The following is a 21,383-nucleotide window of genomic DNA, read 5'->3' as shown; positions in this document are numbered from 1 at the left end:
AAGTTTAGGAGGAAAATTTATGAAAAAGAAATCAATAGCATTAGTTCTTTCAGCTTTAATGGTAACAGGGTTAGTAGGATGTGGAAGTAATGAAGTCAAAAGTAGTGAAGAGGCAACTTTAAAAGTTGGTATGGTAACAGATTCAGGAACAATAGATGATAAATCATTTAACCAAGGAAGCTGGGAAGGAATTGGATTAGCTGAAGAGAAATTAGGAATTGAAAGAAATTATATGAAACCAGATGGAGAAACAGAAGTTGATTACTTAACTCAAATTCAAAATCTTTACGATGCAGATTATAAATTTATAATATGTCCAGGATTTAAGTTTGAAAGAGCTATATATTCAGCTCAAGAAAAATATAGCGATGCAAAGTTTGTAATCATTGATGGTGAGCCAAATGATGGAAATGGAAATGCTTTAGTAGCAGATAATACAGCTGCGCTATTTTTTGCTGAGCAAGAATCAGGATTTGTAGCAGGTGTTGCAGCAGCCTTAGAATTAAAAAGTGGTGATTTGGGATTCATTGGTGGTATGGAAATACCTTCAGTACAAAGATTTGATGCTGGATTTAAGCAAGGTGTAGCTTATGCTAATGAAAATCTTGGTACAGGAGTAACTTTAAAAGATGAGAACGTAGTATACTCAGGATCATTTACTGATACAGCATTAGGGCAGCAATTAGCAGCAACTATGTATGACAATGGTGTAAAAGCTATCTTTGCTTGCGCAGGTGGAACAGGAAATGGTGTTATTACTGAAGCTAAGACTAGAGAAGGGGTATGGGTAATTGGTGTTGACTCTGACCAATACAATGATGGTTTAAAATCGGATGGAACATCTGTAATATTAACTTCAGCTATTAAGAAGATAGATGAAGCAGCTTACCAAATGATAGAAGCAGAATTAAAAGGTACTTTCCCGGGTGGACAAACTATAACATTTGATGCTAAAAATGATGGCATTGGTATACCATCAGAAAATCCAAACTTAAGTAATTCAACAGTTGAAAAAGTTAAGGAAGTTTTAGAAGCTATAAAGAATGGTGAAATAGTAGTTAATTCAGAAGTATAATATATTATATATATGTGCATCCGGTTGTAAAACTGGATGCATTTTTATTTGTCGTTATAAATTAAATAAAGTTTCGTGTATGAAAATGTAATTGTAAAAGTAGCTGAATATAATAGTAAATATTTTTAGTTTAAGGAGGATATCAATGGAATATGTAGTAGAGATGCTTAATATCCGTAAAGAGTTTCCAGGAATAGTGGCGAATGATAATATAAAACTTCAACTTAAAAAGGGAGAAGTACATGCTCTTTTAGGAGAAAATGGAGCTGGAAAATCAACTCTTATGGGAATGTTATTCGGTATGTATAAACCAGATAGAGGATGTATAAAGGTAAGAGGTAAAGAAGTGAAAATTTCTAATCCTAATGTAGCAAATGATTTAGGAATTGGGATGGTTCACCAACACTTTAAGCTTGTGGAGAACTTTACAGTTACTGAAAATATAACTCTAGGATGTGAGCCTAAAAAAGGTTTAGTAGTAGATATTAAAACAGCTGCCAAGAGAATTGAAGAATTATCTAAACAGTATGGATTAAATGTAGATCCATATGCAAAGATTGAAGATATTTCAGTTGGGATGCAACAAAGAGTAGAAATACTTAAGATGTTATATAGAAATGCAAATGTATTAATATTTGATGAACCTACAGCTGTATTAACACCTAGTGAAATTGATGAATTGATTTCAATTATAAAAGAAATGACAAAAGAAGGGAAATCTGTAATCATCATAACACATAAATTAAAGGAAATTAAAGCTGTAGCTGATAAGTGTACAGTTATTAGAAGAGGTAAATACATAGGAACAGTTGATGTAAAAGATACTACTGAATCAGAAATGGCTAAAATGATGGTTGGTAGAGAGGTATCATTTAAAGTAGAAAAATCAGAAGCTAAACCCAAAGAAACTGTTGTAAGTATAAAGAATATTTCAGTTAAAAATAATAAGAAAGTTTTAGGTCTAAAGAATTTTTCATTAGATATTAAAGCTGGAGAAATAGTAGGTATAGCTGGTGTTGAAGGTAATGGACAAACTGAATTGGTTGAAGCATTAACTGGTATGAGACAAGTTGAATCAGGAATAATAGAATTTAAGAATAAAGATATAACAAAAGAATCTATCCGTCAAAGAATTGATGATGGCATTGCACATATTCCAGAAGATAGACATAAGAGAGGATTGATTCTTGATTATACAATGGAAGATAATATGGTGTTAAAGGCATATAAAAAAGCTCCATTTTCTAAATTTGGCTTAATTAATAGAGCAAAGATAAGAGAATATGCAAATAAAATAATAGAAACTTTCGATGTTAGAAGTGGTGAAGGTGGACAATCTATAGCAAGATCTTTATCAGGTGGTAATCAACAAAAAGGAGTAATAGGACGTGAAATAGAATCGAATCCGGATTTATTAATAGCTGTTCAGCCTACAAGAGGGCTAGATGTTGGTTCTATAGAATATATACACAAGAGATTAGTAGAACAAAGAGATTTAGGAAAGGCTGTCCTTTTAGTATCACTTGAACTTGATGAAGTATTAAATGTATCAGATAGGATTGCTGTAGTAAATAATGGTGAATTAATAGGGATAGTCAATGCTAATGAAACAAATGAAAATGAAGTTGGTTTAATGATGGCCGGCGTAAAGAAGGAGGAAGCTTAGTGCATAAGAATCAATTGTTAAAATCTCTTATGGCAATAGTTTTAGGATTATTTGCAGGATTTTTATTAATGTTATCTATGGGGTATAACCCAATAGATGGATATACTTACCTTTTTAAAGGTGGATTAATGAATACTCAGAGAATTGGTAATTCAATTGCGACGGCTACACCTTTAATATTAACAGGGTTGTCGGTTGCCTTTGCAAATAGGACTGGGTTATTTAATATAGGTACTCCTGGACAAATGTTAGCAGGTGGATTTACAGTAACAGCAATAGGTATTTTAGTAGATTTACCATCACCAGTATTAATACCTTTAATGGTTATATGTGGTATAATGGCTGGAGCTTTATGGGCAGCTATACCAGGAGTTTTAAAAGCGTTATTTAAGGTTAATGAAGTTGTTTCATCAATCATGATGAACTGGACTGCTTACTGGATAGTATATTATATGGTTCCACAATATTTAAAAGGAACTACAGAAACAGAATCAGCAAAGCTTGCTCAAGGAGCTACACTAAAGTCTGAGTGGCTTTCAAAAATGTTTGGAGGTTCATACATAAACCTTGGTATATTATTAGCAATAATATCTGTTGTAATTATTTGGCTTATACTTAATAAGACGGTTTTAGGATATGAATTAAAGGCCGTTGGATATAATAAATTTGGTGCAGAATATGCAGGTATGCCAGTAAATAGAAATATTGTTGTATCAATGATGATTGCAGGGGCGCTAGCTGGTCTTGCAGGAGTTGTTCAATATATGGGTAACTCACAAGTTATGCAAATAGGGGTTATGCCTTCACAAGGATTTGATGGTATAGCAGTATCTTTATTAGGTAATAACTCACCATTTGGAGTATTATTATCAGCATTATTCTTTGGTGTTCTTTATGTTGGTAAAGGATTTATGAATGCTAATGTTAAAGTACCACCAGAACTTGCAGATACAATTATAGCAACAATTATTTACTTTGCAGCTACAAGTATGATTATGGATAAGGTAATAAATAAGTTTAAGAAAATAAAAGAAGAAAAGAAAAAAGTTATAGCAGGTAAAACTACTGAAAGGGCGGTGGAAAAATAATGTGGGATATATTAGTTAAGATTTTTCCTTATGCAATAGCTTATACAATACCAATGCTAATTACAGCTTTAGGTGCATTATATTGTGAAAGAAGTGGTATAATTAACATAGGATTAGATGGATTTATGATTGTTGGGTCTTTTGCAGGAGCTTTAACTATATCTAAGCTTCAAGCAGCAGGTGTTGAAAGTGCTTTATGGATTGGCTTATTAGTAGCAGCTTTAGTTGGGGCGTTATTTTCGATATTACATGCTTTTGCTAGTATAAATTTAAATGCAGACCAAGTAATAAGTGGTACAGCTATAAATATGGTGGCGGGAGCTTTAACAGTATTTTTAGCAAGAAATATCACTGGTAGTGGTAATATAAGAATAACTATGGGGTTTGTACCACAAAGTATAAGTATATTAAAAGATATACCGGTATTAGGACCGCTATTCTTTACAAGAACTTATGCAACAACATGGTTAGTACTTGTTATATTAGCTGTAAGTACATTTTTATTATATAAGACAGCTTTTGGTATGAGATTAAGAGCATGTGGTGAAAATCCACAAGCTGCACAAGCAGTAGGGATTAACGTTACAAAGATGAGATACTTTGGGGTTATAATTTCAGGAGCTTTATCAGCTTTAGGTGGATGTATAATATTAGTTACTTATTCAGGAGAGTTTAATGGAAGTGTGGCAGGGTTAGGTTTCTTAGCTTTAGCAGCATTAATTTTCGGACAGTGGAAACCACTTGGAATTTTAGGAGCAACAGTATTCTTTGGATTTGCGTCTACACTTGCCAATGTTTCACAAGTAATTCCACAATTACAACAGATACCACTAGTACTATTAAAGGTGTTCCCTTATGTAATAACATTAATAGCACTTATTATATTCTCTAAATCTACACAAGCTCCGAAAGCAGCTGGAGAACCATTTGATGCAGGAAAGAGATAGGTAATAAAGATATATAATTTGTTTTGTTGGATATTCAATTTTAACATAAAATTAGGAGATCGTTGTTTTTTATGCAATAAAACTTTACACTAACCTAAAAACAAAGGGGGATATTTATGAAAAAAGTAAAAATTGCACTTTTAGGATTAGGTAATGTAGGAAAAGGTGTATTATCAATAATAAGAGAGAATAAAGAACAAATAGTTAAGCGCTCAGGATATGAAGTAGAAATAGCTAAGATACTGGTAAGAGATGTAAAGAAAGATAGAGGTGTAGAAGTACCAACAGAAATACTTACAACAAGTTATGAAGAGATATTAAATGACAATGAAATAAAGATAGTTGTTGAAGTTATGGGTGGTATAGAGCCAGCAAAAGAATACATTATCAGAGCTATGGAAGCTAAAAAACAAATAGTTACAGCTAATAAGATGCTTTTAGCTACTTGTGGTGATGAAGTATTTGAAAAAGCTGATGAAATGGGAGTAAGTTTCCAATATGAAGCAAGTGTAGCAGGTGGTATTCCTATTATTAATGGAATAAGTCAAAGCTTAACAGCTAATAAAATTAATACTTTATATGGTATTATTAATGGTACTACCAATTATATTTTAAGTAAGATGGAACTTGAGAATTTGAACTTTGAGGATGTGTTAAAAGAGGCTCAGGATAAGGGATATGCTGAAGCTGATCCCACATCTGATATAGAAGGATATGATGCACAATACAAGCTTGTAATATTGTCTTCTTTAGCATTTGGTACCAAAATAAAACCTGAACATGTATATAGAGAAGGTATAACAAAGATAAATTCTATAGATATGGAATATGCTAGTAGCTTTGGTATGGTAATAAAACTTCTAGCTATTGCTAAAGAAGAGAATGGAGAACTTGAATTAAGAGTACATCCAACCATGATTCCAGAAACTCATCCTTTAGCTAATGTTTATGATTCATTTAATGCAGTATTCATTAATGGTAATGCTGTAGGGGATATGATGTTTTATGGTAGAGGAGCAGGAAGTCTTCCAACAGGAAGTGCAGTAGTTAGTGATATTATATGGATATTAAGAAATAATGTAGAAGTTGAAAATATGCAGCCAGTAGTTAAGAACAACCTTTGGGAAATGAATATTAAAGATTTAAAGGATATTGAAAGCAGATATTATTTAAGAATTACAGTAAGTGATAAACCAGGTGTATTAGGTCAGATAACAACAATATTTGGTGCCAATAAAGTCAGTTTAAAATCAGTAATTCAAAAGGGTGTAAAGCAGGAAGAAAATATTGACGTCACATTGGTCTTGATAACTCATAGTACCACAGAAGGATTAATTATGGATTCAATAGAGAGGCTTTATGATTTGAAAACTGTTAAAAGTATTGATAATATAATAAGAATAGAAGATTTTAGATAAATTAAAGATATGAGGTTAATATAAAAAACAGCGGGAATGTGTTTATTACATCCGCTGTTTTATATTTAAATTACGCTGGTTAACGTTTCACTTGCAAAACTTAGTTTATTAATATATCCTTCGTAAATTAATGTTTTATTTTCAACTGCCAATAAGTCTAAAGGTAAGATTTCCTCAGGTTTTTTATGGGTATTAAAGATACCGCTATTTATTAATACTTCAGAGACAAATTCAGAGCAGAAATAATAATTTTCTCTTTTTTTTGGTTTATTAAAGTATACAAGGCTTGTCCCTAAAATATTGTATTTTAAATTATCTTTGTTATTTTCGAAAATACGTATTTCTTTGACAAGTTTATGATACTGGTGTTCAGTAACACTAACTTTATAAATTAGGCATTTGCTTTCAGGAAACATAGCAAATACTCCGTCATATATATTTTCATATACAAATCCAGCAGGAAGCACTTTAGCTGGATTAATACGGCCAAAAGAATACATTTTTGTGAAGGTGTTGTCTAAAGAAAGTGAAACATGAGCATATTCTTCGTGAGTACATAAAGAAATTAAGTGTGAAAACATTGTACCAGTTTTTGAAAATACTAAATAAATATTTTTTGAGCTCATAACTATCCCTCCATTATATAAAGTATATTGTACACTAAAATTCCATCAATGTTAATAAAAAGTGAAATACATTAATAATTATTTAAGAAAATGTCAATAGGTACAATATATTGTTTATTTATAAGATATCTTATGATAGAATTAGTTAATAAAAAAGAAAGGAAAAAAATAGATGGAATACAGATTTACTTTCGAAGGAAGAGAATATAAACTAAATAAAGAAAACTTAGATTATTTTATTAATGATGAGGAAAATCCTATAAAAAATATTGATTTAGATAAAGTATTAGAAATAATGACAAATAGTAATGAAGTGGATTTTTCAAAAGAGTACTTTGATATGCCATGTGGAGAATGTAAAGATGGTCTTAGGGAAAAGAAAAAATTCTTTGCTTTTCTAGGATATAATTTTTACATATATACTAAGAATGGAGAATTTGTTATAAGTTCAATTGATAAAGAATACGAAGGACTTTCATTTAACAGGCTGCAAAAGGCAGGGAAAGTGGATAATAGCTATATAGTATTAGTCAATGTATGTAAGCATTGCGGAAGCTATTCAGTGGAAATAGAGGAATTTGAAATATAGATATAAGTATATGAATGGAGAGGATTTAGAATAAATATAGCTATTTATGAAGGAATACTATTAAGTAAATAGTGTTCCTCTTTATATGGAAAAAATGATATAATAAGTGCTATAGTAAAAAATTAGTAAATTGAGGTAGAAATATGAAGATTGTTAAAAAAATTATTTTAGCTGCAACGGTTTGTACAGCAATAATTGCAGCAATTGGATGTACTAAGAATGAAAGCAGTACAGAAGTAAAAGAAAGTAAGGATGATGTTAGTGTTGAAAATGGTGATTTACCAATTGCTACAATAGTGGTAAAGGGCTATGGAACTATAAAAGCAGAGTTATATCCAAGTAAAGCATCAAATACAGTGAATAACTTTATTTCCCTAGCAAACTCTGGCTTTTATAATGGATTAACATTTCATAGAATTATAGATGGATTTATGATACAAGGTGGAGATCCAGAAGGAAACGGAACTGGTGGTCCAGGATATTCTATAGCAGGAGAATTTTCTAGTAATGGTTATGAAGCAAATGATTTAAAGCATATTGATGGTGTATTATCAATGGCAAGAGCAAGAAGTAATGATTCAGCAGGAAGCCAATTCTTTATTATGGTAGGTGAGTTCAATAATTTAGATGGTCAATATGCTGCTTTTGGGAAAGTAATAAGTGGACTAGATATAGTAAAGAACATTAGCAAAGTAGCAACAGATAACAACGATAAGCCAAAGGAAGCTGTGGTTATAGAATCTATTACAGTAGATACAAAGGGAGTTAATTATCCAGAAGTGGAAAAGATTAATTAATAAAGATGGTTGTTCCTTCAGGGATGTTATCATAAATCCATTTGGCATTTTCAGTGGAAAGGCGAATACAACCATCGGTGAGTTGCATGCCAAGTCTATCATCCTTTATGGTACCATCTAGATAATAGACTATAGAGTGAAAGAGATAGTTTCCTTTAATTTGGGTGTAGTAGAGGCATCTAAAGCCACGATTTTCACCAAAGGAATAACCTTTTACGCCAACGAAAAAGGTTCCCTTAATGGTTGGTTCCCATGGTTTACCTATGGTACATAAAAAGCTTTTATATAGAGTCCAGGAATTTTTAGATTTTTTAAAGATATTAGTTTTGAAATGGTCAGTATCAACCCAGATTAGATAAATGCTTGAGCTATTAATATTTTTTGAATTTATAAAAGATTCGGCATTTGATAAGTAGTCTTTTGCATAACGTTTTGATGAAAATGGATGAAGGTTTTTTAAATTAAGTTTCGTATGAATTTTTTTTATAAATTTAGAAATCATAATTTAGAAATCCTCAAATCATTAATATACTATATATTATAAAAATAAATATAAAATGGTATGAAATTTATAACTTATATGCTATAGATTGATATTTATGATGATATCATCTATGAGAATTGATAATATTTTAATAATAAAATAGTTGGAATTTATGATAAAAAAATAAAATCACCATATAGAAAGAGTATTTTTTAGGGAACAAGACAAAATAATTCTTGAGGTGATATATGATGAAAGTTATTAAGAAAGATGGAAGACTTCAAGAACTTGATCTTGAAAAAATAAAAATTAGTATTTTAAGTGCTACTAATGATAGTAAAGAGTTACTAAATGAATCAGATGTAAAGATATTAGTGGAAGACATCAATTCTAAAATGAAAGAAGTAAGGAAAGATGGCGAAGACACTTCAAGTTATGAAATATCTGGTATAGTAATTGCTATATTAAAAAGAGATGGATTTTCTGACATAATAGAGAAATACGTAGGTTATGAAAAACAATGATGTATATTTTTGCTATTGGATTTATAACTATGATATAATGATTAATAATTAAAGAAGTAAAAGTATAAGTAAGGATTGGTGAGTATTTTTGAATTATAAATTAATAGCATTAGATATGGATGGAACGTTACTAAGAAAGGATAAAACAGTATCTGAAAGAACTAAAAAAGCAATAGATGATGCTAGAGAAAAGGGAGTAACGGTAGTATTAGCTACAGGAAGACCTATAGATGGTGTAACTAGATATTTAGAAGAACTAGATATGTATGGTGAAAATGACTATGTACTTAGCTATAATGGTGGTTTAGTTTTAAAGACTAAGGATAGAGAGCCAATTTGTAAAATAGGTTTAACTGGTGAAGATTTACATTATTTATATGAAGTAAGTAAGGATTTAGGGGTAAATATTCATGCTTTCTCTGAAACAAAAGGATTAATTACACCTAAAAATAGTAAGTACACTGAAGTAGAAGCAAATATTAATAATATTAAGATAAACATTGAAGATTTTAATAAGTTAGAAAAAGAGCATAGCATAATAAAGATAATGATGATTGATGAAGAAGAAGTATTACAGAAGGCTGTAGATAATCTTCCAAAGGAAGTATATGATAAGTATACAGTAGTTAGAAGTACGCCATATTTCCTTGAATTTTTAAATAAAGAAGTAAATAAAGGTGTAGGTGTTGAAATGCTAGCGAAGCATATGGGAATAACATTAGATCAAGTAATAACTATGGGAGATGCAGGAAATGATCTTCATATGATTGAATGTGCAGGTATGGGTGTTGCCATGGGAAATGCTTTTGAAGAAGTTAAGAAAGCTGCAAATTATATTACAGACACTAATGAAAATGATGGAGTTGCCAAAGCAATAGAGCATTTAGTTTTAAATAGTTAATAATATTTACGTATAAGGACTCTTTATAGAGTTCTTATATTTAGTTAGGAGAGAAATTTATGCATTATGGGAATTTACAAAAGATACGTGATGGGAAAAGAACTTTTGGAATAACACCAGATATTCCAAGTGGATTTATACAACCAGAAACGTTAGAAAAAATTGCTAAGGTGGCAAAAAAATATAAAGCTGTATTAAAGATAACATCAGGGCAAAGGATATTAATTACTAATTTAAAGGAAGAGGATTTACCAAAGGTGTGGGAAGAACTTGGAATGGAGCCAGCAGTTATAACAACTAACTCTGTAAAGAATATAGAAAGCTGTCCAGCAGGATTTTGTAAAAGAAGTAAGTATAATACCATTGGTATAGGTGTTAAGCTTACTAAGAAATATGCTAAAAAAGAAATGCCTTGTAGAACTAAGATAGGAGTAGCTGGATGCAGAAATGCCTGTGGAAGTGTTTATGCTAGAGATGTTGGTGTAATAGCTGATAAGTCAGGATTGATGGTGGTGGCAGGAGGCTCAGCAGGCTTTCATCCAAGAGTGGCAGATGTTATTGCCAAGGATCTTACAGAAGAAGAAGCTCTACAATTAGTAGATAATATCTTTGAATATTATAAAGATGAAGCAGAACTAGGAGAAAAACTTAGCTTAATGATAGAAAGAATTGGAGTTGAGAGCTTCATTGAAAGAGTAAAATTAAGATAATGATGAGTGATGAATTGAGGAATAACGTCCTTTGAATGGAATTTAAAAAAATATGATTTTTGGTTTTAATTTTACGAATTATAAATAAGTAATTTAAAATAGATTTCGGGTTTATGTTTACAATAATGTCTTTCTATGTGATAATATTATATATTTTGTAAAAATGAAATATGAATATGTATGATAAAGATACAGGAAATTATGTATAATATAATTGTTTATGTATTACAAAAGAAATAAAAATAATATACTGGAGTTGAAAAAATGAAAATAGGATTTGATCATGAAAAATACTTAGAAGAGCAATCTAAATATATTTTAGAAAGAGTAAATAATTATGATAAGCTGTACTTAGAATTTGGTGGAAAGCTATTATTCGACCTTCATGCAAAGAGAGTGCTACCAGGTTTTGATGAAAATGCTAAAATTAAATTATTACATAAGTTAAGAGAAAATGTGGAAGTAGTTATTTGTGTATACGCTGGTGATATAGAGAGAAATAAAATAAGAGGTGACTTTGGAATAACATATGATATGGATGTTATGAGACTTATTGATGATTTAAGATCTTATGATTTAGAAGTTAATTCAGTAGTTATAACTAGATATAATGACCAGCCATCGGCAACAGTATTTATTAATAAACTCGAAAGAAGAGGAATAAAGGTTTATAAGCATAGAGCTACAAAAGGATATCCTACAGATGTGGATACAATTGTTAGTGATGAGGGATATGGTAAAAATCCATATATAGAAACTAGTAAACCAATAGTGGTAGTTACAGCACCAGGTCCTGGAAGTGGAAAGTTAGCAACTTGTTTAAGTCAGTTATATCATGAATACAAAAGAGGAAAGGCGGCAGGGTATTCCAAATTTGAAACTTTTCCAGTATGGAATGTACCATTAAAGCATCCTTTAAATATAGCTTATGAAGCAGCAACAGTAGATCTTAAGGATGTAAATATGATAGATTACTTCCATTTAGATGCATATGGAGAAACAGCAGTAAACTACAATAGAGATCTTGAAACATTTCCTGTATTAAAAAGAATAATAGAGAAGATTACTGGTAAGGAATCTGTATATAAATCGCCAACTGATATGGGAGTTAATAGAGTAGGGTTTGGAATAATAGATGATGATGTTGTTAAAGAAGCATCAAAACAAGAAATAATTAGAAGATACTTTAAAACAGGTTGTGAATATAAAAAAGGTTATGTAGATAAAGAAACTTTTGAAGCTGCAAAACTTATCATGGAACAGGTTAATTTAAAAGAAGAAGATAGAAATGTGGTTTTACCAGCTAGAAAACGTGCAGAAAATTTAAAAGAAACAGTAGATAAAAATGAGATAGTGCCAGTTATTGCATTAGAGTTAGAAGATGGAACAATAATCACAGGTAGAAATACTGAAACTTTAGATAGTTCTGCTTCAGTTTTAGTAAATGCAATTAAGTATTTAGCAAATATTTCAGATGACATTCATTTAATATCACCAGTAATATTAGAACCGATAATTAAATTAAAATCTGAAACTTTATCAAGTAAAAATGTTGCCTTAAATTGTGAAGAGGTTCTTATAGCATTAAGTATTTGTGCAGCAACAAATCCAATGGCTCAAGCAGCAATGGATAAATTACCACTACTTACAGGTGGGCAAGCACATTCAACAATAATAATTCCAACTAATGATGAACAAACTTTCAGAAAGCTTGGAATAGATATAACCTGTGATGCAGTATATCCATCAGAAAGCCTTTATTATTAATTACGTGCATAAGTGCAACGATATGTACTGTTTAATTAAAATAGGAAATAACCTAACGGCTATTTCCTGTTTTTTATTCAGCTATATTTATAAATTCAAAGGTTTTAACATTGAAAAGCCCTTTATCTGTAATTTTTATGTCAGGTATAACTGGCAGTGATAAAAATGATAAAGTTAAAAATGGATTAAAGTTTATTGATGGAGCAATTTTATCAATGGCAGCATGTAATTTTACTAAATCATTTATAACCTCATCAGCACTTCTATTAGTAATTAGACCAGCAATTTCTAAGCTTAAAGAAGCAAGAACTAAACCATTTTTCACCACAACTATTCCACCACCTAATCGCTTAATTTCATTACAAGCTAGAATCATATCAGTATCATTAGTACCACATACAATTAAATTATGAGAATCATGAGCTACAGTAGTTGCAATGGCACCAGATTTTAATTTTAATCCTTTAACTACTCCTAAACCTATATTACCTAAATTATGATGTCTTTCTATTACAGCTATCTTTAATAAATCTTCATCAATAGATGGGATGAAAGATTTATCTAAATTTAATGCTGAAATATTTATTTTAAGATGATTAGTTTCTAAGTTATTAGGTATGATTTCAATTACATTTAATTGTGTCTTATTTTCAAGAGATATATTAAAGCTTTCTTTTGTAAGCTTTGGAATATTAATAGTTGGCTCAATGTTAATTTCCGTTACCTCAACAGAGCTATTAGTAATTAGTTTATTATCTTGTACTACAAGTTTACCATTTTTATAAACAGAAGAAATTTTAAAGGTAACTAAAGAATCAAGAATGATAAAGTCTGCAATATATCCAGGAGCAATGGCACCTTTTGTTTTTAAACCATAACATTCGGCGGTATTTAAAGTAGCCATTTGAATTGCTGTCTCTGGACGTAGTCCATCACGGATACACATTTTAATTGAATTATCAATGGAACCATTTTTTAATAAATCATCTATATGTTTATCATCTGTACAAAGACAAAGTCTTCTGCTATTATGTATTGAAGCACCTTTAACTAGTTCATTTAAATTTTTAGCTACAGTACCTTCTCGTATAAGTACGTACATTCCCCTACGAACTCTTTCAATAAGTTCCTCATAAGTGTGACATTCATGATCAGTTTTAATAGATGCAGCAGCATAGCTATTTATTTTATCAATATCAAAGCCAGCTCCATGACCATCTATAATGGAGTTGTTTTCAACTGCATCATAAAGTTTACATATCATATGTTCACTACAGTTAATAACTGATGGGCTATCCATAACTTCTGCAAGTCCTAAAACTCTTTTATTATCATATAATGGCTTTAGGTCTAAGTTATTTAATATAGCACCAGAATTTTCAAAAGGAGTTGATGGAACGCAAGAAGGAAGCATAAAGTAGAAATCTAACGGTAAGTTTTCACTTAAATCCATCATAAGGTTAATGCCTTTTATACCTAATACATTTGCAATTTCATGGGGGTCAACAATCATAGAAGTTATTCCATGAAGTAATGCGGCTTTATAATATTCTTTAGGTGTTAATAGTGAACTTTCAATATGAGCATGTCCATCTATTAAACCAGGACAAATGTACTTTCCAGTACCATCAATTTCAGTTTTTCCTTTATATTCACCTATACCTACTATATATCCATTACAAATTGCAACATCAGAAATGAATGTAGAGTTTTGAAAAACATCTACAATGGTGATGTTTTTTATGACCAAGTCAGAAATTATTTGCTTAGATGCAGCTTGTATGTTTTTGATAAATACATCTTTTTTCATTAATAAATCCACCTCTTTATATGTACTTAACCTTCGTGGACTTTTCTTCATAGTAAATATCATTTACGGTGATATTGTAGAGACGCTTAAACCGTATTATTAAGCTTATACGAAAGTTATTGTTTATATTATAGTAATTTTACGTAACTATGTCAAAGAATAATTTATATAAGCACCAAGATAGTTATAAATTGAAAATAATAATAAATATGAAAAAAAAGTAAAAATGATTTAGTAGAGGAAAGGGAGGAGAAAAAATATAGATAAGTATTTCGAGAGATTTACCTAAATTTAAGGTGTTAAGTGACGAAAATATTTTTTAATGAATAATGAAAGAGATGTTTCACAGGATATAATAAAATTATGCTGAAAAGTTGTTAATGTATGAGGTAGTGTATATAATTATAAGTATGTTTTTAAATAAAAAGTAGGTGGTGAAGTATGTTAGGTCTAATAGGGATAAAAAAGGGTGTAGATGTAAGTATTAGAGAAAAATTAGTGATTTCACCAAGAACTAAAGATTTAATAAGTAACTCATTGAGAAATATTACTGATGAATTTGTAATATTAAGCACATGCAATAGGACAGAAATTTACTTTAAAGGTCAAGGCATAGATAAGGAATTGATATTTGAGGTTTTAAATTGGGATAAGAGTCTTTTAGAGTATGTATTTTACATAGATGGTGAAAGTGCTGTAAAACATCTATTTGAGCTTGCTTGTGGTTTTCATTCCAGAATATTAGGTGAGGATCAAATCTTAGGTCAAATAAGGGATGCTTATTTAGAAGGAGTTGAAAAAGGATATATATTTTCAGAGCTTATGAGACTTTTTGAGGAAGCCATAAGCTGTGGTAAAAGATTTAGGAGTGATACTAAGCTTTATGAGATTCCAGTATCATCGTCTTCTATAGCTGTAAATAAAGTTATAGAAAGTAAAGCTGAAAAATTAATGGTTATGGGTTATGGAACTATAGGAAAGCTAGTGATTAAATATGCTTTAGGTACAGAGCTTAAAGAAATAAACATAGTAGTAAGAGATAAGAGTAAAGTAGAGAAAATTACTGACCAGAGGGTAAATATATTAACTTACAATGAGGCTAGAGAAAGATTAAATGAAATGGATGGGTTAATAAGCTGTACAGCAGCTAGCCATCTTGTAGTTGAAAAATATCATATAAATAAGGAAGGTAAGAATATATTATTGATAGATTTAGCCATGCCAAGAGATATTGATCCACAGCTTCAGAATTATGAAAGAGTACAACTTTTAGATATTGATAAGATAAGCAAGCTTGATGATGAAAATAAGCATTTAAGAGTGGAAAGAATGCAAAAAAATAAATATATTATTGATAAATACATAAAAGAATATATGAATTGGTTGAATTTAAGATGTGTTACCAACTATATTAAAGAATTTAAAGATTCAGGTGATTTTATCGTAAGCCATAGAGTTAAATCTTTTGAAAATAAATGTAAGAATAAAGAAGATGCTAAATTAGCAGAAATACTGATAAAAAGTACGGCAGATTATTATATAAATAGAGCCATAAAAGTGCTAAAGAATGAAAAGGCAAAGGGTAGGGAAGAACAGTGTCTAAGAATTTTAATGGAGATATTTACGAAAAAATAGAATATATGCCAATAACTTTCTTTGCTAATACTTTAAGAGTTGGTATTATTGGAGGGGGAAGAGGTTCATATATTAAAGCAAAGACTTTAAGTAGTAATGGAGTGGAAGTGGAAGTGCTATCAAGAGAATTTATTGATGATTTCCAAAATATTTCAGTTACATTAATAAAAAAAGAATATTATAAAAGATTTATTGAAGATAAACATATGGTCATAATAGCTATATCAGATGAAGAAATTATAGATAATATAATAAGAGATTGTAATTCTTTAGCTAAAATATATATTAATTCTGCAAATTTTAAAAAGGGTATGGGTGTTATTCCAGTGAAAAGGGAAAGCAGTAATATTTTAATGAGTATAAACACCAAGGTTGGTAATCCAAAAGGTGCAGTGATGCTGGCTGATAAACTTCAAAAAGAAATTGTAGGATATGATGATTTTATGGAGTTTACAGGAAATTTAAGAAATACTATTAATATGGAAAATGCAGAAAAGCTAAAGCTACTTTCCTTTGTTAATAGTGAAGATTTTAAATATATATTTGATAAAGGTAAGGGGAAAATAGTATTAGAGTTATTTTATAAGGAGAAAATAAATGAATTTGATTTTAGCAACAAGAAAAAGTAAGCTTGCACAGAAACAGACAGAAACTATTATTGCAATGCTTAAAGAAAAGCAAAAGATAGATGCAAAAAAATTATTAGTAGTTACTGAAGGAGATAAAAGACTAGATGTAACTTTAGATAAGATTGGTGGTAAGGGTCTTTTTGTTAAAGAAATAGAATTTGCTTTATTGGAAGGAAAAGCACAAGGGGCTGTTCATTCAATGAAGGATGTACCATATGAATTAGCAGAAGATTTTGAATTAGTAGCAATGCCAGAAAGAGAAGACGTAAGAGATGTTTTTGTATCAAGAGATGGAATTTCCTTAAAGAATTTAAGAAAAGGAGCTATAATTGGAACAAGTAGTATTAGAAGAGCAGCACAATTAAGAAAGATAAGAAGTGATTTAAATATTGTACCTATAAGAGGTAATGTAGGCACTAGATTAGAAAAGATGAAAAATGAAGGTATGGATGGGATAATACTTGCAGCAGCAGGTCTTAAGAGACTTGGAATGGAAGATATAATAACAGAATATTTAGATCCAAAGGTATTTATACCGGCTGTTGGTCAAGGTGCATTAGGAATTGAATGTTTAAAAAATAGTGAAAGTAGAAAATATTTTAAGGCACTAGATGATAAAGATACAAGAATTGCTGTAGAGGCAGAAAGAAGTTTTATGAAAAGGCTTAATGGTGGATGCCATACATTAATAGGATGCTATGCTGAAATAAAAAAGGATAATCTTTATATCATAGGAACATTTGAAGTTAATGGCAAAATAGTTGTTAAAGATATAACTGGAAAAAAGGATGATAATATACAATTAGGTATTAAATTAGCAGAAAGCATATTAGAAGTATAGGAGGATTAAAAATGGGCAAAGCATATATAATTGGCACAGGGCCAGGAGATGAGGAGTTATTAACTGTAAAAGCAGTAAAGGTATTAGAGAAATGTACAGCAGTTCTTTATGATAGGCTTGTATCTAATAATATACTAAATTATTTAAAGGAAGATTGTGAAATATATTATTGTGGAAAAGAGCCAGGATGTCATTATAAGACTCAAGAAGAAATAAATGAGATGATTGTAAGTTTGGTAAAGGAAGGCCATGTAGTAGGTAGGATAAAAGGTGGAGATCCATATGTTTTTGGTAGAGGAGGCGAAGAAGTATTAGCTTTAAAGGAAGAAAACTTAGAGTTTGAAGTTATTCCTGGAGTTACTTCTCCTATAGCAGTACTTAATTATGCAGGTATTCCTATAACTCAAAGGGGAATGTCACAAGGATTCCATATAATAACTGGTATGACAGCAGCTGATGAAAAGATTAACTGGCAGGCATTAGCAAAGGAAATAGGTACTTTAGTATTTATGATGGGGCTTGAGAATATTGAAAGAATAATGAGTAATTTATTAGAAAATGGTAAAGATGGTAGTACACCAGCTGCTGTAGTTATGAGAGGTACATCGTCTAAGCAGAAAAAAGTCATTGGTACTGTTGATGACATATGTGTTAAGGTGAGAGAAGTAGGATTAAAGTCTCCATGTATCATAGTGGTTGGAGAAGTAGTATCATTAAATGAAAAATTATCATGGTATGAGAAAAAACCTTTATTTGGAGCAAATATTTGTATAACTAGATCAAGAGAGCAATCTTCAAACTTAAAAAATAAGTTGCGAGATTTAGGTGCAGAAGTTACAGAAATTAATTCTATTAAGAGAAAGTCTACAATGGATAATCTAAATGAAGTAAAGAAAAAGATTGATAAATATGACCATATAATTTTAACCTCTGTAAATGGAGTAAATATGTTCTTTGATTATTTAATTAAAGAGAAAATAGATATTAGAACTATTAAGGCTAATTTCTCAGTTATAGGAAAAGCAACAAGAAAGGCTTTAGAGGCTCGTGGAGTAATGCCTTTTATCATGGCTAGGGAGTTTGTAGGTGAAGGATTATTTAAAGTACTTAATCCATATCTTAAAAAAGGAGAAAATGTACTTATTCCGTGTTCTTCAAGTAGTAGAGAGTATTTAAAGGAAGAAATAGAAGCCTTAGGATTAAATGTTGATAGAGTTCATACTTATGATACAGTATGCGGAGATATGAAAAACAAAAAGGCTCTTGAAGAAGTAGATTATGTATTATTCACAAGTCCAAGCACTGTACATAATATGATTAATGTATTTGGTAAAGAAGAAATAAGCAAGAAGATATCAATAGCCATTGGTAGACAGACTGCTAAGGCATTAAAGTCTAATGATATTCATTGTTATACTTGCAAAAAGCATTCAGAAGAAGGATTTTTGGAAGAAATAATAGGTATAAAGGAGGAATATGATGTTTAGAAGAGGAAGAAGATTAAGAGATACAGTAATTATAAGAGATCTTGTAAGAGAAAATGAGCTTAGTGTGAAAGATTTTATCCTTCCTATTTTTGTGGTGGAAGGTGAAAATATAAAAAGAGAGATAAGCTCTCTTAAAGGAAATTATCATTGGTCAGTAGATAGACTAGGTGAACTTGTAAAGGAATTAAAGGAAACAGCAGTAAGATCAGTAATAATTTTTGGTGTGCCAGAACATAAGGATTGTAAAGGAACAGAAGCTTATAATGAAGATGGAATAGTTCAAAAAGCCATAAGAAAGCTTAGAGAATTAGATGATGAACTGTATATAATAACAGATGTATGTATGTGTGAGTATACAGATCATGGACATTGTGGAATCATTCATGGAAAGAGCATAGATAATGATGAAACTTTAGAGTATTTAGGAAAGATAGCTTTATCACATGCAAAGGCAGGTGCACATATGATTGCACCATCAGATATGATGGATGGAAGAATTGGTCATATTAGAAAGGTTTTAGATGATAATGGCTTTAAAATGACACCTATAATGAGTTATGCAGCAAAATATGCATCAGGATTTTATGGTCCATTTAGAGAAGCAGCTGGTTCAGCTCCACAATTTGGCGATAGAAAGGGATATCAAATGGATCCTGCTAACTCAAGAGAAGCAATGCTAGAAATTGAAGCAGATATAAATGAAGGGGCAGATATTATAATGGTTAAACCAGCTATGTCATATCTTGATATAGTAAGAGAAGCAAGAAATAGATATGATGTACCATTATGCGTATATAATGTCAGTGGAGAATATGCAATGGTTAAGAGTGCAGGAGAAGCAGGACTAATTGATGAAAAAAGAGTTGCTTTAGAAATGCTTATGTCTATGAAAAGAGCTGGTGCAAAAATGATAATGACTTATTATGCAATAGAAGCAGCAAGATGGTTAAAGGAGGATAGTAATTAATGAGAAATGAAGAAATATTTATTAAATCAAACGAATATATGCCAGGTGGAGTTAATTCACCAGTAAGGGCATATAGGGATATGGGAATAAATCCTCCTGTGATGAAGAGTGGAAAAGGTGTAATAATCAAAGATGAAGATGGTAAGGAATATATTGATTTTGTATTAGCATGGGGACCTATGATATTAGGCCATTGTAATGATGAGGTAGTGACTGCCATAAAGGAAATAAGTGAAAGTGCAATAGCCTTTGGAGCACCAACAGAATTAGAACTTCAAATGGCAAAATTTCTATGTGAGGAAATGGATAATGTTGAAATGGTGAGAATGGTTAATTCAGGAACAGAAGCAACTATGAGTGCCATAAAACTAGCTAGAGGATATACCAAGAAAAATAAAATAATCAAATTTGCTGGATGCTATCATGGGCATTTTGATGGATTCTTAGTAGAAGCAGGATCAGGTGTGCTTACAGAAGGCATTGCCGGTTCTCTTGGTATACCACAAGATAGTATAAAAAATACATTAATTGGTGTTTATAATGATGCAGAACAAGTAAGAGGATTATTTGAAGCTTATGGTGATGATATTGCAGCTGTTATTATTGAACCAGTAGCAGGTAATATGGGTGTTATTAAAGCAGATAATGAATTTATGGAAACTCTTAGAGTGCTGTGTGATGAGTATGGCGCATTACTTGTTTTTGATGAGGTAATGAGTGGTTTTAGAGTTGCTTTTAAAGGAGCACAAGAATTATTTAATGTAAGCCCTGATCTTATAACTTATGCTAAGATAATGGGAGGTGGACTTCCAGCAGGTGTTTATGGAGGAAGAAAAGAAATAATGGAAAATCTTTCACCTCTAGGGGGAGTATATCAAGCTGGTACTATGTCTGGAAATCCAATAGTTATGTCAGCAGGACTTGCTACGCTTAATATATTAAAATCTAAGCCAGAAATATATGATAAAATAAATTATTTAGGACAAATGTTACAAAAAGGTGTAGAAAGTATTGCTTCTGAAAATAATATAAATGTAGTGGTAAATAGATTTGGTGGAATGATGACCATATTCTTTACTGATAAAGATACTGTAAGAACATATGAAGATGCTAAAAGTTGTAACTTGGAAATGTTCAAAAAGTATTTCTTATGTATGAATAAGAATGGAATAAATATTCCTCAATCGCAGTTTGAAGCATTATTTTTAAGTAGTGAGCATAATGAAGATCATGTTAAAAAATTCTTATCAGCTTTTAAGGAGTTTGCGGAAAATGAATTCATTGTTTCCATATAGTGAAATACACAATTTATATCTTGAAATGATTGACTTTTCTGACAATTTACAAAAAGGGGGAAAAGTTGTATTATTATTAAGGTCATATAGGTGTGATAAAGAAAAAATATGTGATTTATAGGAGGAA

21 protein-coding genes and 1 riboswitch are annotated in these 21,383 nt (G+C 30.6%); of the genes, 18 read left to right on the top strand and 3 right to left on the bottom strand.

Going from position 1 to position 21,383, the window contains the following annotated elements; all coding sequences use genetic code 11:
* The first annotated feature begins 19 nt into the window (after window positions 1-19).
* The 5 genes from Q5O29_RS11860 to Q5O29_RS11840 all read left to right on the top strand — a co-directional run bounded on the left by Q5O29_RS11860 (window position 20) and on the right by Q5O29_RS11840 (window position 6,194).
* Window positions 20-1,075 carry a BMP family protein gene (locus Q5O29_RS11860; RefSeq protein WP_022213152.1) on the top strand — a complete coding sequence of 352 codons (1,056 nt, stop codon included), beginning with the start codon at window positions 20-22 and terminating at the stop codon, window positions 1,073-1,075.
* Window positions 1,076-1,220: 145 nt separating this feature from the next.
* Complete coding sequence (locus tag Q5O29_RS11855; protein WP_022213151.1) at window positions 1,221-2,741, top strand: ABC transporter ATP-binding protein; 1,521 nt, start codon at window positions 1,221-1,223, stop codon at window positions 2,739-2,741.
* A complete protein-coding gene (locus Q5O29_RS11850; protein WP_022213150.1) occupies window positions 2,741-3,829 on the top strand; it encodes an ABC transporter permease in 1,089 nt (362 codons plus the stop codon). Before Q5O29_RS11855 ends, Q5O29_RS11850 begins: the two co-directional genes overlap by 1 nt.
* A complete protein-coding gene (locus Q5O29_RS11845; RefSeq protein WP_022213149.1) occupies window positions 3,829-4,776 on the top strand; it encodes an ABC transporter permease in 948 nt (315 codons plus the stop codon). Before Q5O29_RS11850 ends, Q5O29_RS11845 begins: the two co-directional genes overlap by 1 nt.
* 116 nt (window positions 4,777-4,892) lie before the next feature.
* Window positions 4,893-6,194 carry a homoserine dehydrogenase gene (locus Q5O29_RS11840; protein ID WP_022213148.1) on the top strand — a complete coding sequence of 434 codons (1,302 nt, stop codon included), beginning with the start codon at window positions 4,893-4,895 and terminating at the stop codon, window positions 6,192-6,194.
* A gap of 65 nt (window positions 6,195-6,259) precedes the next feature.
* Here the strand turns inward: Q5O29_RS11840 and Q5O29_RS11835 are convergent, their stop codons facing one another.
* Window positions 6,260-6,820: a hypothetical protein gene (locus tag Q5O29_RS11835; RefSeq protein ID WP_022213147.1), complete on the bottom strand. Its 561-nt coding sequence runs from the start codon at window positions 6,818-6,820 to the stop codon at window positions 6,260-6,262.
* Between the two features lie 172 nt (window positions 6,821-6,992).
* On the opposite strand from Q5O29_RS11835, the gene Q5O29_RS11830 reads away from it, so the two are divergent.
* Both Q5O29_RS11830 and Q5O29_RS11825 read left to right on the top strand, forming a co-directional pair.
* A complete protein-coding gene (locus Q5O29_RS11830) occupies window positions 6,993-7,409 on the top strand; it encodes a DUF3785 family protein (protein ID WP_022213146.1) in 417 nt (138 codons plus the stop codon).
* Between the two features lie 143 nt (window positions 7,410-7,552).
* Window positions 7,553-8,206: a peptidylprolyl isomerase gene (locus Q5O29_RS11825; RefSeq protein ID WP_022213145.1), complete on the top strand. Its 654-nt coding sequence runs from the start codon at window positions 7,553-7,555 to the stop codon at window positions 8,204-8,206.
* On the opposite strand, the gene Q5O29_RS11820 is transcribed toward Q5O29_RS11825, so the two are convergent.
* A complete protein-coding gene (locus tag Q5O29_RS11820; RefSeq protein WP_022213144.1) occupies window positions 8,199-8,708 on the bottom strand; it encodes a L,D-transpeptidase in 510 nt (169 codons plus the stop codon). The genes Q5O29_RS11825 and Q5O29_RS11820 overlap by 8 nt on opposite strands.
* Window positions 8,709-8,941: 233 nt before the next feature.
* Between Q5O29_RS11820 and Q5O29_RS11815 the strand changes: the two genes are divergently transcribed.
* The 4 genes from Q5O29_RS11815 to Q5O29_RS11800 all read left to right on the top strand — a co-directional run bounded on the left by Q5O29_RS11815 (window position 8,942) and on the right by Q5O29_RS11800 (window position 12,592).
* A complete protein-coding gene (locus tag Q5O29_RS11815) occupies window positions 8,942-9,214 on the top strand; it encodes an ATP cone domain-containing protein (protein ID WP_302630641.1) in 273 nt (90 codons plus the stop codon).
* Between the two features lie 88 nt (window positions 9,215-9,302).
* Window positions 9,303-10,115: a sugar-phosphatase gene (gene yidA / locus Q5O29_RS11810; protein ID WP_022213142.1), complete on the top strand. Its 813-nt coding sequence runs from the start codon at window positions 9,303-9,305 to the stop codon at window positions 10,113-10,115.
* A 59-nt stretch (window positions 10,116-10,174) separates the two neighbouring features.
* The gene (locus Q5O29_RS11805; RefSeq protein ID WP_022213141.1) at window positions 10,175-10,825 is read left to right on the top strand and encodes a nitrite reductase; all 651 of its coding nucleotides are present in this window, start codon (window positions 10,175-10,177) and stop codon (window positions 10,823-10,825) included.
* 264 nt (window positions 10,826-11,089) lie between these two features.
* Window positions 11,090-12,592, top strand: coding sequence for a DUF1846 domain-containing protein (locus tag Q5O29_RS11800; RefSeq protein WP_022213140.1), 1,503 nt, complete (start codon window positions 11,090-11,092; stop codon window positions 12,590-12,592).
* A gap of 73 nt (window positions 12,593-12,665) precedes the next feature.
* On the opposite strand, the gene ade is transcribed toward Q5O29_RS11800, so the two are convergent.
* Window positions 12,666-14,402, bottom strand: coding sequence for an adenine deaminase (gene ade, locus Q5O29_RS11795; protein WP_022213139.1), 1,737 nt, complete (start codon window positions 14,400-14,402; stop codon window positions 12,666-12,668).
* Between the two features lie 30 nt (window positions 14,403-14,432).
* A riboswitch (purine riboswitch) is annotated at window positions 14,433-14,535 on the bottom strand.
* Between the two features lie 308 nt (window positions 14,536-14,843).
* On the opposite strand from ade, the gene hemA reads away from it, so the two are divergent.
* Genes hemA through Q5O29_RS11760 form a run of 7 tightly spaced genes read left to right on the top strand, consistent with a single transcriptional unit; the run spans window position 14,844 to window position 21,377 of the window.
* Window positions 14,844-16,037: a glutamyl-tRNA reductase gene (gene hemA / locus Q5O29_RS11790; RefSeq protein WP_022213138.1), complete on the top strand. Its 1,194-nt coding sequence runs from the start codon at window positions 14,844-14,846 to the stop codon at window positions 16,035-16,037.
* Entirely contained in the window at window positions 15,998-16,666 is a 669-nt protein-coding gene (locus Q5O29_RS11785) for an NAD(P)-dependent oxidoreductase (RefSeq protein WP_022213137.1), read from the top strand. The genes hemA and Q5O29_RS11785 overlap by 40 nt, the downstream gene beginning before the upstream one ends.
* Window positions 16,635-17,507 (top strand): hydroxymethylbilane synthase, encoded by an 873-nt coding sequence (hemC, locus tag Q5O29_RS11780; protein WP_022213136.1) that lies wholly within the window; start codon window positions 16,635-16,637, stop codon window positions 17,505-17,507. Before Q5O29_RS11785 ends, hemC begins: the two co-directional genes overlap by 32 nt.
* Window positions 17,508-17,518: 11 nt before the next feature.
* Entirely contained in the window at window positions 17,519-18,994 is a 1,476-nt protein-coding gene (gene cobA / locus Q5O29_RS11775) for a uroporphyrinogen-III C-methyltransferase (RefSeq protein ID WP_022213135.1), read from the top strand.
* Window positions 18,987-19,961, top strand: coding sequence for a porphobilinogen synthase (gene hemB / locus Q5O29_RS11770; RefSeq protein WP_022213134.1), 975 nt, complete (start codon window positions 18,987-18,989; stop codon window positions 19,959-19,961). Before cobA ends, hemB begins: the two co-directional genes overlap by 8 nt.
* Window positions 19,961-21,256 (top strand): glutamate-1-semialdehyde 2,1-aminomutase, encoded by a 1,296-nt coding sequence (gene hemL, locus Q5O29_RS11765; RefSeq protein WP_022213133.1) that lies wholly within the window; start codon window positions 19,961-19,963, stop codon window positions 21,254-21,256. Before hemB ends, hemL begins: the two co-directional genes overlap by 1 nt.
* Window positions 21,234-21,377 carry a hypothetical protein gene (locus Q5O29_RS11760; RefSeq protein WP_022213132.1) on the top strand — a complete coding sequence of 48 codons (144 nt, stop codon included), beginning with the start codon at window positions 21,234-21,236 and terminating at the stop codon, window positions 21,375-21,377. The genes hemL and Q5O29_RS11760 overlap by 23 nt, the downstream gene beginning before the upstream one ends.
* Window positions 21,378-21,383: the final 6 nt, after the last annotated feature.

The sequence above is a fragment of the Clostridium sp. CAG:265 genome (assembly GCF_000436575.1).
GTDB lineage: Bacteria > Bacillota > Clostridia > Clostridiales > Clostridiaceae > Clostridium > Clostridium lentum.
This window is presented reverse-complemented; position numbering and strand designations above follow the sequence as displayed.